Consider the following 14033-nt stretch of genomic DNA (forward strand, 5'->3'; position numbering starts at 1 on the left):
GCGGTCAGATCCTCAATCTTCGTCGAATTTGTCGTCCACAAGTTTGGCGATGGCGTCGAGCGCGTCTTTTGCGTCCGCCCCCTCGGCAGCGACATGGATGGAACAGCCCGGCGCGGCAGCCAGCATCATCAGCCCCATTATCGAACGCCCCGAGACGGTCATATCGCCCTTGGTCACGGAAATTTCCGCCGCAAAGGTATCCGCCAGCTTTACGAATTTCGCCGCCGCCCGCGCATGCAGGCCGCGCTGGTTCACGATGGTCAAATCCCGTTCCACTGCGGACGAAGCCGCCGGCCGGTTTCCCATTACGTCATTCACCAGCAAGAACCTGGGATGCGATACGGATATATTTCCGTCCCGCCTCCTGCGCCTCGTTCGCCGCCGCCGCAAGATCCATGCTGTTCCGAACGCTCGCCAGCTTGATCAGCATCGGCAGATTAGCGCCCGCGAGCACTTCCACATGCGCCTTTTCCATGATCGAGATGGCCAGGTTCGACGGCGTACCGCCGAACATGTCGGTCAGCACGATGACCCCCCTGCCCTGATCCACCGCCCCGACACTTTCCAAAATCTCGGCCCGGCGCTGTTCCATATCGTCCTCGGGACCGATACAGACCGTCGCCAGATGCTCTTGTGGTCCAACAACATGTTCCACCGCTGAACGGAACTCATCCGCGAGTTTTCCGTGCGTTACCAATACGATGCCAATCGGCAATTCGGTCGCCTCCGCGTCCATCTGGTTAGCCCCTTGCCTTCAGTGTTCTATGCACTGTTCCGTCCCGCCGACACTTTAACCGGCAGATCATTCCTGCCCGGCGCGATCGACATCGCGGTGCAACAAAGTGACAGCTAGACCGTCCGCCTTCAACTCTCTCGCCAGCTTTTCCGCCACGAATACGGATCGGTGCCGGCCGCCGGTGCATCCCACCGCGATGGTAAGATAACTTTTCCCCTCGGCCTGAAAGCGCGGCATCAGCGGCTTCAGAAACCCTTCAAGACGCTCATAGAAGGCCGGAAAATCAGGATCTTCGGCGATGTAATCCGCGACCTCTCGGTTCCGGCCGTCGAGCGGCCGCAGGCCCTCGTCGTAATGCGGATTCCGGAGGAAACGCACATCGAACACCATGTCCGCCTCGCGCGGCACGCCGCGCCGAAAGCTGAAAGAAGTGACCGTGATCGTAAGTCCACCCTCGCCTGCGATACCAAGCTGCTCGGCAAAGACCCGCTTGAAATCGGCGGTGGAGAGACGGGAGGTATCGATGGTCACATCGGCCTGTTCGCGCAGTGGCGCCAACATCTCAAGCTCGGTACGAATACCGTCCGCCACCGGCCTGTCGACGGCCAGCGGATGGCGGCGGCGGGTTTCGGTGAATCGGCGGATCAACACGTCCGTATCGCAGTCGAGGAAGACCACGGTCAGCGTGATGTCTCTGCGCTGCCGCAAGGCGCCGATCTCAGCGGTCAAACGTTGCGGTGTGAAATCGCGGGTTCGTGTATCGATGCCGACGGCAATCCGGTGATCGCCATCCGGCTCGGCGCGCGGCGCCAGCAATGCCGGCAGCAGCGACAAGGGCAAATTGTCGACCGCCTCGAACTCGGCATCTTCCAACGCTTTCAGGCTCGTCGTCCGGCCGGCACCCGAAAGGCCCGTCACCAGCACAATCCTCAGCGGTTGTCCCGTTGCATCAGCGGATGCCTGCACGTCTATCTCCCCCTCAACGCGCATTTCCGATAGCGTCATTATTTCGCCGGATAATGAGTGAGTGCAAGGCGGACTTTTGCCGGGGCGGATGCCTCGAACGGAGCAAGCGAGAGCAGAGGAACCGTGAGCTCTAGATAGGTACAGGCCCCGGCCTCCGGGAAGCGCTCAACCTGCTCGGGCGGCACCAGGTCGATGACGAGATCGAGTGGCGCCCGCCGCGTATTTGCCACGGGCACGATACCCACACCGCGGACCTCCAGCTGTCCGGCAATCGCATCCGGTGCGCTGGCCACCAGCCGGTCCGATTCCCGGATCAGCCGGGTTTGATCGTCTGACACCAGCATGGCCCCGCCCTCGATCAGACGCAGCGCCAGATCGGACTTTCCGCTACCGCTCGGACCGCGCAGCAGTACCGCGCGGCCGTCGATTGCGACCGTCGTGCCATATACCAGTTCCATTGAACCCCGCCGCGGATCGTCCCGCCTCAGTTCACCACGCGGGGCAACCGTATGACGAACCGCGCGCCAATAACAGAGCCATCAACGCCCGTGCGATTCTCTGCCCAGAGACGCCCGGAGGACGCATCGACAATCTGCCGGGATATGCTGAGCCCGAGACCCGAATGGGTGCCGAACTTCTCGCCCGTCGGTCGCTCCGAATAGAACCGGTCGAAGATAGCGTCGAGCTTGTTCTCGGGAATTCCCGGCCCGTCATCCTCGACCGTGATGATCACCTCGCGGCCATCCACCGGGTCCGCCCCCGCCGTCAGACGTACCGATCCACCTTCCGGCGAAAAGGTAATCGCATTGGCGACCAGATTGCGGATCACCTGCACCAGACGGCTTTCGCTGCCCCGGACGCGAAGGTCCGTCGAGCCGTTCACGGCCGTCTCGACCCGCACTCCCTGGCTATTGTCCGCAGCGTCATAGACTTCGGATAGGATCGCCAGGATCGCCGCCAGATCGACGGTCTCCGCGCCGGAGCGGGACAGCTCCGCATCGAGTCTGGACGCTTCGGAGATATCGCTGATCAGCCGGTCGAGGCGCTGCACATCGTCGAGAATGATCCCCATCAGCTTCTTCTGTTTTTCCGGATCCTGCACACGCGCCGCCGTCTCGACAGCACTGCGTACGGAGGTCAGCGGGTTCTTGATCTCGTGCGCGACATCGGCGGCAAACCGGTCGATGGCATCCATCCGTTGCCAGAGCGCCTCTGTCATTTCCCGCATTGCCCGGGCCAGATCACCGATCTCGTCGTCTCGCCCCTCGAACGCGGGGATCTCGGTCTCTCTGGTACGGTCTTGGCGAATGCGCTCGGCCGCGGCGGCAAGCCGCTGTACCGGCCGGGTGATGGTCCCCGCGAGATAGAGCGACAACAGAATGGTGATGGCGAAGACGAAAGCGAACACGCTCAGAATTTCGAACCGCACGTCCCGCATGGCCTTGTCGACCTCGTGTCCGTCCACACTCAGCATCAAGGCGCCGAGCACCTGCTTGTAGCGGCGAACCGGCACGGCAGAGGTCAGAATCAGACTGCCATCGGGAGCGGTCCGGACGGCCTGCGCCGCGCGTCCCCGCAGAGCATCGATCGCTTCCGGATAATCTCCCGCCCGCTGGGCCGTTGTCTCCTTGTAGCGCGGAAAATCGCCGCGCCTGGGCAGCCAGTTCACCAGCAGATCATAGGCCGTGTCGGCCCAGCGGCCCGGGTCGAAACCGGGTTCTCGGGGCGGCGCCAGCGGCCGGATCTGCACCACACCGCCCGAGCGCCCGAAACTGTTGCTGTCGGCCATCAGATGGCCGTCCGGCGCAAACAGACGCAGGCGGGTGCCGAACTGGTCTGAGGCATGCCGCACCATGCGGCGCACCAGTTCCTTGGACAATTGCGTTGCTTCGGAAAATTCAGGCTCGACGGCAAGCGCGGCGACACCCTTGGCGAAAATGCTGCCCTGGCGCGTCAGGGCCTCCAGTTCGGCCTCGATCAGGCTGTCCTGGTATCGATCCATATAAAGGAGGCCAAAGAGCGGAATCGCCACCGCGAACAAATTGATCGCGAGGATGCGCAGTGTCAGCCCGGAGATTCTGGATCTGCGGCGCGGGCTCTCTCCCGTCGACCGATCCATGACGGAACGGTCCGCGGCCTCCGCCTTCTTGGTACTGTCAGTCATACCTTCCGGGCTGCGTCGTCCGAACACTGCGCGAAGCCCATCCCCCCAGGAAAGGCTCATGCCGGGCCGGCGGCCACCAAGGCCGGGTCTCGGTACCGGTAGCCGACCCCGTACAGCGTTTCGATCTGCTCGAAATCGTCATCCACGCTTTTGAATTTCTTGCGAATGCGCTTGATGTGGCTGTCGATGGTCCGGTCATCCACATAGACCGCATCGCCATAAGCGGCATCCATCAACTGATCCCGGTTCTTGACGTGCCCTGGCCGGGTGGCGAGTGAGCGCAGGATCAGGAACTCGGTCACGGTCAGCGGCACCGGACGACCTTTCCAGGCGCTGAGGTGGCGTGAGCCATCCATCATCAGATCGCCGCGCGCGAGTACGGAATCGCTGGCCGGGTTAGCCTCGTCCTGGGCCAGTTCCTGACGCCGTAGCAGAGCCCGGATACGCTCGATCAGCAAACGCTGGGAGAACGGCTTGGTGATGTAGTCATCGGCGCCCATCTTCAGGCCGAGCATCTCGTCCAGCTCGTCGTCCTTCGAGGTCAGGAAGATCACCGGCAGCGCGCTCTGGCGGCGCAGGCGTGACAACAGCTCCATGCCATCCATACGCGGCATCTTGATATCGAGAATGGCGAGATCCACCGGTCGCTGGGTCAACCCGCGCAGTGCCTCCTCACCGTCCTTGAAGGTGCGCACCTCGAAACCCTCGGCCTCAAGCGCGATGGAAACAGAGGTGAGAATATTCTGGTCGTCATCGACCAGCGCAATCGTATTCATGTCTGCAACCCTTTCCGCCGGAATACGGCGTCCCCGATTTTGCACACTTCTGCTCTCCGGGACCAGCCGGACCGGTGCGTGCGATCTTCTCCAGCTGCTTCAATGATGCCGGATTACGGCAGAGCTGTGACATACTTGCGGCAATATCTCGGCGGCACGCCAATTTAAGCAAATACGCTCTGCTGCCGAGCCTCAATCACCGCAAGTAGCCTGAAATTCGGCTTCCGGCACAGACGACTCACCGGCTGATCTGGCCCGCCGGGCCCATTCGCATCCAAGCGCACGCTCACCGAGCGAAAGATAGGCGGCCGCCATCTGATTTCGGGCGTTATAAACATTGCCATCCATAGCAAGGGCCCTCTCAGCCTGGGTGATCGCCTGACGAGAACGACCCGAGAGGTTCAGGAAACGAGCGTAATCGGACAACGTCCCGGCACTGAGGTCTTTCTTGCTCAGTGCCATTTCGAACAGTTGATCGATTTCCGAAAGTGAGGCCTGCTGCACCACCCGGACCAAAGCGAAACCGTGATAAGCACCCGATTTCTCCGGCATTAATAACCAAGCTTGATTGAAGCGCTTGATCGCAGTGCGAACCTTACCGGAATGGAAATACTTCCAGCCAAGCTTGATACTTGCCGCATAGGCCTGTTCATCCGTGAAGCCCATCTCCAGAACTCTCTTACGGAAGGCATTATCTGCGGCCAGCATGTCAGCAGTCTTTTTGACGCCGCCATACATTGGCCGCTCGTTTGCGGGATTGTAGATATTGGCCGCCTTGCTCTCCGTAGGGGCCTCCCCAGCGAACAACGTCCCGACGCTGCACAAAAACAGCACACCCGTAATCATGAGAATATTTTTCTTAATCAAAAACTTAAACTTCATCCTTCATCAGACACTAAATTACACCGTGCCTCAGTTTGACTGTTTATATGCTCATAGTGACCAGCGCGCCTGGCACATCCGGTTGACCAGAGCCCCTCGTAGCCAAGGGTAATACATCGGAGACTGGACTGAAGACAGCAATTTGATGCAGATATTCCCTCTATGTTTGCAGATTAACGACTATCCTGCGGAGTTACTATTAATGAGCGAAGCAGAAACCCGCGAGCTCTCCCCCGGAGCGCAAATCCGCGCCCTGATGCGCTCTCTCGACCGCGCGACGCTCTCCACCGGAATGGCGGAGAAGGACGGCTGGCCCTATGGCTCTCTCGTCATGGCTGCGGTCGATCAAGACGGCAGCCCGCTGCTGCTGCTGTCCGACCTCGCCGAACACACGACGAACCTGAAAGCCGATCCCCGTGTCTGCCTGCTTTTCGACGGCACCGGCGGCCTTGAAGAGCCGCTGACCGGCGCCCGCGCCTCCGTGCTCGGACGCATCGAGAAGATCGACGACGACCGCATGGCGGAACGCTATCTGCGTCACCATCCGAGCGCCCGCATGTTTGCCGAATTCAAGGATTTCAATTTCTATCGGGTGAGTGTCGAGCGGGCGCATATCGTCGCCGGGTTCGGCAAGATCCACTGGGTCGAGGCGGTGGACATCCTGTCCGAGCGGGCGCCGGAACTGGAAGAAGCGGAAGCCGGGATCGTCGCCCACATGAACGAGGATCATGCCGACGCGAACCAGCTCTATGCCTCTGTCCTGCTTGGCCGCGATGGCGACGGCTGGGAAATGACGGGCTGCGATGCTGAAGGCTGCGATCTGCGATCGGGCGGAGATGTTGCCCGGCTCGATTACGATGCACCGGTCCGCGATGCGGACGAGACTCGCAAGGCTCTCGTCGCTCTGGTGAAGCGCGCGCGGCAGAGTGACGCGGACTAATCGGCACTTTTTCGTGAAAACCGCCGCCCGGGCGGTTGCAATCACTGAAACAGACCCGTAACAATTTCCGACCCAAGCGGAGCGGGACCGCATAGAAGAGTTAAAAATTCCGCGCCGAGTTAGAAGAAGCTAGATCGAGGAAACGAGTCACATGGGCCAGGAACGATCCGCGCAGGATCTGGAGCAGCACGGGCTGTTCAATCTCGGAACCGCTTACTGGAACCTCTCCGAGGCGGAACTGTACGAACATGCAATCCGCAATGACGAGGGCCAGATCGTCCCCGGCGGCGCACTTGCGGTCGAGACAGGCAAGCATACCGGCCGCTCTCCCAAGGACAAATTCATCGTCGACACACCGTCGGTCCATGACCAGATCAACTGGGGCGGGGTGAATCGGCCCTGCACGCCGGAGCTGTTCGACGAAATGCACCGGCGCCTCGCCGGATACATGCAGAGCCGCGACTGCTACGTGCTCGATTGCTATGCCGGCGCCGACGAGGATTACCGCCTGCCGGTGCGCGTGGTGACCGAGACCGCCTGGCACAATCTCTTCGCCAAGAACATGTTCCGGCGCCCCGAGCGCAAGGAGTTGAACGGCTTCGAGCCGCAGTTCACCGTGCTCCAGGCTCCCGGCCTGCAGGCGGCGGGCGAGGCGGACGGGCTGAATTCCGAGACCTTCATCCTGGTCAATTTCGACAAACGCCTCGTCGTCATCGGCGGCAGCTGGTACGCGGGCGAGATCAAGAAGTCGATCTTCGGCATCCTGAATCACCTGCTGCCGGACAGCGGCGTCATGCCGATGCATTGCTCGGCGAATGTTTCGGAGAACGGCGACAGCGCGATCTTCTTTGGCCTCTCCGGCACCGGCAAGACGACGCTGTCCTCCGATGGCACCCGTATCCTGCTCGGCGATGACGAGCATGGCTGGTCCGACAAGGGCATCTTCAATTTCGAGGGCGGCTGCTACGCCAAGGTGATCCGGCTGTCCGAAGAAGCAGAGCCGGAAATCTACGCCGCCTCGCAGCGATTCGGCACGGTGCTGGAAAACGTGGTCTACGACCCGGAAACCCGGGAAATCGACTTCGACGACGGCAGCCTGACCGAGAACAGCCGGTCCTGCTATCCAATCCACTTCATTCCGAACACGGACCTGTCCGGCACGGCCGCCCACCCGAAGCACATCATGATGCTGACAGCGGACGCATTCGGAGTGCTGCCGCCGATCTCGAAGCTGACCCCGGAACAGGCTATGTACCACTTCCTCTCGGGGTACACGGCCCGTGTGGCCGGGACGGAAAAAGGCCTCGGCAACGATCCGCAGGCAACCTTCTCCACCTGCTTCGGCGCCCCTTTCATGCCGCGCCATCCGAGCGTCTATGGTGAGATGCTACGCGAACGGATCGCCCAGCACGGCGCGACCTGCTGGCTGGTCAACACGGGCTGGCAGGGTGGCCGCGCCGGCAGCGGCGCCAACCGCATGGAGATCGCCTTCACCCGCGCCATGGTTCGGGCCGCGCTCGCCGGCAAACTGGATGACGTGCCGGTGAAACAGGAGCCGCATTTCGGCCTCTTCATACCGGAAAGCTGCCCAGGCGTGCCGTCGGACGTGCTCGACCCACGCAACAGCTGGTCCGACAAGGCAGGCTACGACGCCACCGCTTCGGACCTCCGCGCCCGCTTCCAGGAGAACTTCAAGCAGTTCGAGAAATACGTCGAAGCTGCCGTGATCGAAGCCGGGGTCAAGGCCGCCGCGTAAGCGCGACGGTTCACAAAATTATCGAAAGGCCGCCCATTGGGCGGCCTTTTCTATTTTCGTTCTCCACCAAGTCGCATCGCCGGTTGAATGGCAGTTTAAACAGCTGGAACGCGGCCAGCGGCCGCCTGTAGTATTCAATCTGTGTTAGGCTTTGGCTCGCTTCTCATAAGCGAAGCTCTTCAATCACATGGACCGGGAATGACATGGACCGGGGGCATTAGGAACCGGACCGGTATGAAGCTCTAATTCAACGGTTGCGAGGCCCGATCCATTGGTTCGCGCGCCATAACAATAATACTCCCCGTCGAGATGTAACTGCCGTAGCTCGTTGTTTGTCAGGTCAATCAGGCAGGAGGATTGACCTTGTTGAACGTTGAAAAAACCACGGTTGTCCACTCTTACGGTGGCCAGGGAATCAATCGGACCACCGGTGCTGAGTTCCAGCCATGTGTGTTCGTCTCCGATCTGGATGGTCACGCGATCATTAACAGCGCAGCTTGAGCTATAATTGAGAACCACGGCATCAGCTTCCCCACTTACGGCTCCAAGCAGAAAGATGGAAAACAGCGGTGCAGATATCCATTTCAGAATTTGTTTCACGGCGACAAGCCTCCATTTGCAGTTCTTCAGTAGTCACCAAACGCATACGCCGCCTCTTTGTGAAATTTGTCCTACCTGGACCCGCTCATTGCTGGGTCAGTCATAGCGTCGAGATTGAAGCAGGCGAGCCACGCTCCAAGCGGCGCCTGATCGTAAGAACTTCCAGCACTAAGCGGGCTGTTTGACCAAACCGTCATTCCGACGAAAGTCGGAAGCCATAGCGCTGCCGGAGAAATGGATCCCGATTTTCATCGGGATGACGTCCGGGTGGATACCATTCCGCCCCCACCGTCCCCATATGCAGTTCAGACCAGACGGACCGGAGGCCCCTGATGATCAAGATCACGAAAACCGCACCGAACCGGATAGACATGGAATTCGATGGCACCTCCATCGACGAAGACACCATGCGCAGCGCTATCGAAGAGCTGATCGAGAAATCAGAAGGTATCGAGCATGGCCAACTGCTCTACCGCCTGCACCACTTCCCCTGGCCCTCTCTCAGCGCCATCGCAGTGAAACTCGGACATCTGCCGAAGCTCTTCGGCATGCTCGGCAAGTTCGACCGCTGCGCCGTGCTCAGCGACGAAACCTGGCTCCGCAAAGCAGCCGATATCGAAGGCGCACTCATTCCTGGGCTGGAGATGAAGGGGTTCTCACTGGATGAGACGGAAGCGGCGGAAGCGTGGCTGAATACGCCTCTCTAGCGCCAGTTTTAAGCACGGCTGCGCGCCTCTTTTGATGAGATGCCGGGCGTCTCTAACGCTACGAGCCTAAATCTTTCCGGAACACATGCGTTGCAACCTTGTAGCCAAGGATATCGTTGTCGATCCGGCCGGTCTCTTCGTAGCCCATGGCATGGTAAAACACTGCCGCGCGCGCGTTGAAGACATCGGCTTCGACATGCACGTGGTCATGTCCGGCCTTGGCGATGCAGGCCTCGGCATCCTGTAGCAGCGCCAGGCCGATGCCGCGGCGTTGCAGGTCAGGCAGCACCTGCAGGGTTTTCATCTCATTGCCAAGCAGGAAGCAGAAGCCGACCACGCCTTGCTTGCCGTCTTCCGCTTCGGCCACCCGGCAGGTGTGCCAGGCGTTTTCGACAAAGGCCCGGCCGAGATTTTCGTTCCGGTAACGCGCTGGCACGGCGGGCGGCATGAAGGGCATCCAGGTCGCTTCCCAGCAGGCGTCCATGATCTCGACCAGACGGTCCTTGTCCCGCTCCTCCGCCTGACGAACCCGAACGGGGATTGGACTTGCCGTGCGTTTCGGTTTCGCGGCCTCGCTCATGTGCCCTCCGGTATCCAACGTCACTCGACCACAATATTAATGCGCGTCCGACCAGCTGTCGCCCACACCGGCGTCGGCCACCAGCGGGACGGAAAACTCCACCACCGGTTCGGCGGCACCTTCCATCACCTTGCGGACCAGGGCCGTTGTCTCCTCGACTTCCGACTCCGGCACCTCGAACAGCAATTCATCGTGCACCTGCAGCAGCATCGTCGCCTTCAGCCCGGCTTCTTTCATCGCCGGACCGATGCGCACCATCGCCCGCTTGATCACGTCGGCAGCCGAGCCCTGGATCGGCGCGTTGATCGCCGCCCGCTCGGAGAAGGCTCGGCGGGCCGGATTGTTGTCCTTGATGCCCGGGATATGGATACGCCGGCCGAACAGGGTGGTGACATAGCCGTCTTCCCGCGCCGCCGCCTTGGTCTTGTCCATGTAATCGCGGATGCCCGGGAAACGCTCGAAATAGGCGTCGATATACTTCTTCGCCACACCTGGCTCGGTGCCGATCTGACGGGCGAGACCGAAAGCCGAAATGCCGTAGATGATGCCGAAATTGATCGCCTTGGCATTGCGCCGGGTGGTCGGGTCCATGTCCTTTAGCGGCACGCCGAAGACTTCCGACGCCGTCTGGGCGTGAATATCGATGCCATCGCGGAAAGCCTGTTTCAGGCTTTCGATATCCGCGATATCGGCAACCAGCCGCAGCTCGATCTGGGAATAATCCACCGCCAGCAGCTTGTGCCCCGGCTCGGCCACGAAGGCGGTGCGGATCTTCCGGCCCTCTTCCGAGCGGATCGGAATGTTCTGCAGGTTCGGGTCGTTTGAACTCAAACGCCCGGTACTGGCTCCGGTCATGGAGTAGGAGGTGTGGATACGCCCCGTCTCCGGATTGATCGCCTCGACCAGCGCGTCCGTGTAGGTCGATTTCAGCTTGGCAAGCTGGCGCCAGTCGAGCACCCGGGCCGGCAGATCGTGTCCCTGTGCAGCAAGATCGTCCAGGATATCGGCACCGGTCGCATAGGCGCCGGTCTTGCCTTTCTTGCCGCCGGGCAGGCTCATCTTGTCGAACAGGATCTCGCCAAGCTGTTTGGGCGAGCCGATCTTGAACTCCTCCCCCGCCAGCTCGTGGATCTGCACCGCCAGCTCTTCCAGCCGCTTCTCGAAATCCTTCGACATGGCGCGCAGGATCTGCGGATCGACCTTGATGCCCGCCTTCTCCATGCCGACCAGCACCGGGATCAGCGGCCGCTCAAGAGTTTCATAAACCGTCAGCAGGCCCGCTTTCGGCAATTCCGGGCGCAGTTTGCGGTGCAGCCGGATCGTCATGTCCGCATCTTCAGCCGCGTAATCCAGCGCCTTTTCGAGGGAGACTTCGGAGAACGGGATCTGTGCCTTCCCCTTGCCGCAGACATCCGCGAACTTGATGTTGGTATGGCCGAAATGCAGCTCCGACAGGTCGTCCAGACCATGCCCGTGCAACCCGCCTTCAAGCACATAGGACATGCACATGGTGTCGTCCACCGGACCCAGCGCGATGCTTCCATTGGCCTCCCGCGCCAGCACCAGCGCATCGTATTTCGTGTTGTGCAGCACCTTCAGGACCGACGGGTCTTCCAGCAGAGGCTTCAATAGAGCCAACGCCTCATCGCGGGGGATCTGTTTCGGGCCGTCCTCGCCACCATCCGAGCCCCCGAGCAGATTGCCCTGTGCCTCTCCCTCTGTGTGCCCCAACGGAATGTAGCAGGCCTTACCCGGAACAATGCTCATCGAGACGCCGACCAGATCCGCCCGCATAGCGTTGAGCGAGGTCGTTTCGGTATCGACGGCAACAACGCCATCAGCATGGGCAGCCGCTATCCAGCGCTCCAGATCGGCGACCTCCTGCACAAGGTCATAGCTGACATCGCCTACCGGATTGGGAGAGCCGACCGAGCCTTCCGCCGGTGCCGCGCCCGGCGCGGACGAGGCGGCGGCGCCGTCCGCCAGCTCCGACTCGAACCGGGTTATCAGTCGCTTGAATTCCATCTCCTTCAGGAAGGCGAGGACGGTGGCGTCGTCCGGATCTTCCACCGTAAGCCGCTCGAGCGGTTCGATCACTTCTACATCGTCCTTCAGTCGGACGAGATCCCGGGAAATCCGTGCCTGATCCGCGAACTCGATCAGGTTCTGTCGCCGCTTCGGCTGCTTGATCTCCTCCGCCCGCGCCAGCAGCGTGTCGAGATCGCCATATTCATTGATCAGCTGCGCCGCCGTCTTGATGCCGATCCCCGGAACGCCCGGCACATTGTCGACCGAATCACCGGCCAAAGACTGCACGTCGACCACCCGCTCGGGACCAACGCCGAATTTCTCGATCACCTCAGCCCGGCCGATCGCCCGGTTCTTCATCGGATCGAACATGTCGACACCATTATCGACCAGCTGCATCAGATCCTTGTCGGATGAGACGACGGTGACCCGCATGCCCTTTTTCTTCGCCTGCAAGGCATAGGTCGCGATCAGGTCGTCCGCCTCATAGCCTTCCATTTCCAGGCAGGGTACATTGAAGGCCCGAACGGCATCGCGGATCAGCGCAAACTGCGGGCGCAGATCCTCTGGCGGCTCGTCCCGGTTGGCCTTGTATGCGGGATAGATATCGTTCCGGAAGGTCAGCCGTTTTGTATCGAAGATCACCGCCACATGATCCGCCTCAAGATCCTCGACCAGCTTCATCAGCATGTTGGTGAAGCCGAACACCGCGTTAGTCGGCGTACCGTCGGATCGGTTCATTGGTGGCAGGGCATGAAACGCGCGGAAAATATAACCAGAGCCGTCCACCAGATAGAGATGGTTTTCTGTGTCGGAAATGGCACTGGGGATATCGGACGCGGCTATGTCGGTCATCAAGGGATCCAGGGACGAGCTTCGGGAGGCGGCTGCGGAGAGAGTCTAGCGACGGCGGTGCCCATGACAAGCGAATTGGCGGGACTGCGGCAAAGCGATGTAAAGAACGGCGATTGAAAGGCAACGCCAGCGGCTGTATTCATCATTCGTTCCAGAATCAGCAAAGAGACAGCATTCAATCATGGGATCGACTGAATTGAAGACATTGCTTCATGTTGGATGCGGCCGTCAGAGCAAGGAAGCCCTGCCGCCGCTCGATTTCGAGAATGAGTGGCGTGAGGTCAGAGTGGATATCGATCCTGGTGTGAATCCGGATGTAATCGACGATATCCGCACTCTCTCTACCATTCCGGACGGCTCCACCCATTACCTGTTCTCCAAGCACAATCTGGAACATCTCGAGCTCCACGAAGTACCGGGCTGTCTTTCGAATTTTTACCGGGTACTGGACGATACAGGTTTTGCCGTGATCCGGACACCGGACCTGGACGCCATTTGCCGCGCGATCCTGGAACATGGCCCTGAGAAAAAGCTCTATTCCACGAACACCCAAGACGGAATGACGGATATCATGGGGCTCGACATGCTGTTCGGCGCCTCTTGGGAAATTGCGCGCGGCAACAGCTTCATGGCGCACCGCACGGCTTTCACCGCCAAGACGCTCACCGCCAAACTCGAAGCCGCCGGCTTCGAGAAAGTCGCGGCGTCCTCCGCTCGCGGAGAACTACGTTGCTACGCCCTCAAGAAAATCGAAAATAACACTTACTGGAAGGTTACCGGAAAAACCCCGGAAGCGGCATAAAGGCTGCCGCCCTCCATTAGTCAGGCCGCGCTTTCGCCCTGCACCGGCGCGCTGTAGACGAACTCACGCGAACAATAGGGGCAGGTCACCTTGCCCTCGTCGCCGATGGTGAGGAAAACCTTCGGGTGGCCGAGCGCGCCCTTGCCGCCGTCACAGGCAACACGCTTCTCCGAAACAGTGATCACTTCGAACGGTTTTGCCATCTGACTGGTCCTTCTCCGCACCGGTACCTATATTGAGC

General features: G+C 60.5%; 15 protein-coding genes. 4 read left to right on the forward strand and 11 right to left on the reverse strand.

What is annotated here, in order from left to right; all coding sequences use genetic code 11:
* Window positions 1-12: 12 nt before the first annotated feature.
* From VOI22_RS12695 to VOI22_RS12725, 7 genes are all read right to left on the reverse strand, one after another.
* Complete coding sequence (locus VOI22_RS12695) at window positions 13-306, reverse strand: HPr family phosphocarrier protein (RefSeq protein WP_323796837.1); 294 nt, start codon at window positions 304-306, stop codon at window positions 13-15.
* A gap of 4 nt (window positions 307-310) precedes the next feature.
* Window positions 311-736: a PTS sugar transporter subunit IIA gene (locus VOI22_RS12700; protein ID WP_028467603.1), complete on the reverse strand. Its 426-nt coding sequence runs from the start codon at window positions 734-736 to the stop codon at window positions 311-313.
* A gap of 66 nt (window positions 737-802) precedes the next feature.
* The gene (gene rapZ / locus VOI22_RS12705; protein WP_323796838.1) at window positions 803-1702 is read right to left on the reverse strand and encodes an RNase adapter RapZ; all 900 of its coding nucleotides are present in this window, start codon (window positions 1700-1702) and stop codon (window positions 803-805) included.
* A gap of 38 nt (window positions 1703-1740) precedes the next feature.
* Window positions 1741-2160 (reverse strand): HPr kinase/phosphorylase, encoded by a 420-nt coding sequence (locus VOI22_RS12710; RefSeq protein WP_028467601.1) that lies wholly within the window; start codon window positions 2158-2160, stop codon window positions 1741-1743.
* Between the two features lie 26 nt (window positions 2161-2186).
* Window positions 2187-3866, reverse strand: coding sequence for a stimulus-sensing domain-containing protein (locus VOI22_RS12715; protein ID WP_323796839.1), 1680 nt, complete (start codon window positions 3864-3866; stop codon window positions 2187-2189).
* Window positions 3867-3922: 56 nt separating this feature from the next.
* Entirely contained in the window at window positions 3923-4642 is a 720-nt protein-coding gene (locus VOI22_RS12720) for a response regulator transcription factor (protein WP_028467599.1), read from the reverse strand.
* 192 nt (window positions 4643-4834) lie between these two features.
* Window positions 4835-5524 carry a hypothetical protein gene (locus VOI22_RS12725; RefSeq protein WP_323796840.1) on the reverse strand — a complete coding sequence of 230 codons (690 nt, stop codon included), beginning with the start codon at window positions 5522-5524 and terminating at the stop codon, window positions 4835-4837.
* A gap of 202 nt (window positions 5525-5726) precedes the next feature.
* On the opposite strand from VOI22_RS12725, the gene VOI22_RS12730 reads away from it, so the two are divergent.
* Window positions 5727-6464: a HugZ family protein gene (locus tag VOI22_RS12730; protein WP_323796841.1), complete on the forward strand. Its 738-nt coding sequence runs from the start codon at window positions 5727-5729 to the stop codon at window positions 6462-6464.
* A 151-nt stretch (window positions 6465-6615) separates the two neighbouring features.
* Complete coding sequence (locus VOI22_RS12735; protein WP_323796842.1) at window positions 6616-8220, forward strand: phosphoenolpyruvate carboxykinase; 1605 nt, start codon at window positions 6616-6618, stop codon at window positions 8218-8220.
* Window positions 8221-8403: 183 nt separating this feature from the next.
* On the opposite strand, the gene VOI22_RS12740 is transcribed toward VOI22_RS12735, so the two are convergent.
* On the reverse strand, window positions 8404-8820 hold the full coding sequence (locus tag VOI22_RS12740; protein WP_323796843.1) for a hypothetical protein: 417 nt from the start codon (window positions 8818-8820) through the stop codon (window positions 8404-8406).
* A gap of 332 nt (window positions 8821-9152) precedes the next feature.
* Between VOI22_RS12740 and VOI22_RS12745 the strand changes: the two genes are divergently transcribed.
* Window positions 9153-9527 (forward strand): STAS/SEC14 domain-containing protein, encoded by a 375-nt coding sequence (locus VOI22_RS12745; protein WP_323796844.1) that lies wholly within the window; start codon window positions 9153-9155, stop codon window positions 9525-9527.
* Window positions 9528-9585: 58 nt separating this feature from the next.
* Here VOI22_RS12745 and VOI22_RS12750 read toward each other — a convergent pair whose 3' ends face one another.
* Both VOI22_RS12750 and polA read right to left on the reverse strand, forming a co-directional pair.
* Window positions 9586-10107 (reverse strand): GNAT family N-acetyltransferase, encoded by a 522-nt coding sequence (locus VOI22_RS12750; protein ID WP_323796845.1) that lies wholly within the window; start codon window positions 10105-10107, stop codon window positions 9586-9588.
* Window positions 10108-10143: 36 nt separating this feature from the next.
* Window positions 10144-12990, reverse strand: coding sequence for a DNA polymerase I (polA, locus tag VOI22_RS12755; RefSeq protein WP_323796846.1), 2847 nt, complete (start codon window positions 12988-12990; stop codon window positions 10144-10146).
* Between the two features lie 196 nt (window positions 12991-13186).
* Between polA and VOI22_RS12760 the strand changes: the two genes are divergently transcribed.
* Window positions 13187-13792, forward strand: coding sequence for an SAM-dependent methyltransferase (locus VOI22_RS12760; RefSeq protein ID WP_323796847.1), 606 nt, complete (start codon window positions 13187-13189; stop codon window positions 13790-13792).
* A 20-nt stretch (window positions 13793-13812) separates the two neighbouring features.
* Here VOI22_RS12760 and VOI22_RS12765 read toward each other — a convergent pair whose 3' ends face one another.
* The gene (locus VOI22_RS12765) at window positions 13813-13995 is read right to left on the reverse strand and encodes a zinc-finger domain-containing protein (RefSeq protein ID WP_323796848.1); all 183 of its coding nucleotides are present in this window, start codon (window positions 13993-13995) and stop codon (window positions 13813-13815) included.
* Window positions 13996-14033: the final 38 nt, after the last annotated feature.

It is taken from the genome of Nisaea sp. (assembly GCF_034670185.1).
Taxonomy (GTDB): Bacteria; Pseudomonadota; Alphaproteobacteria; order Thalassobaculales; family Thalassobaculaceae; genus Nisaea.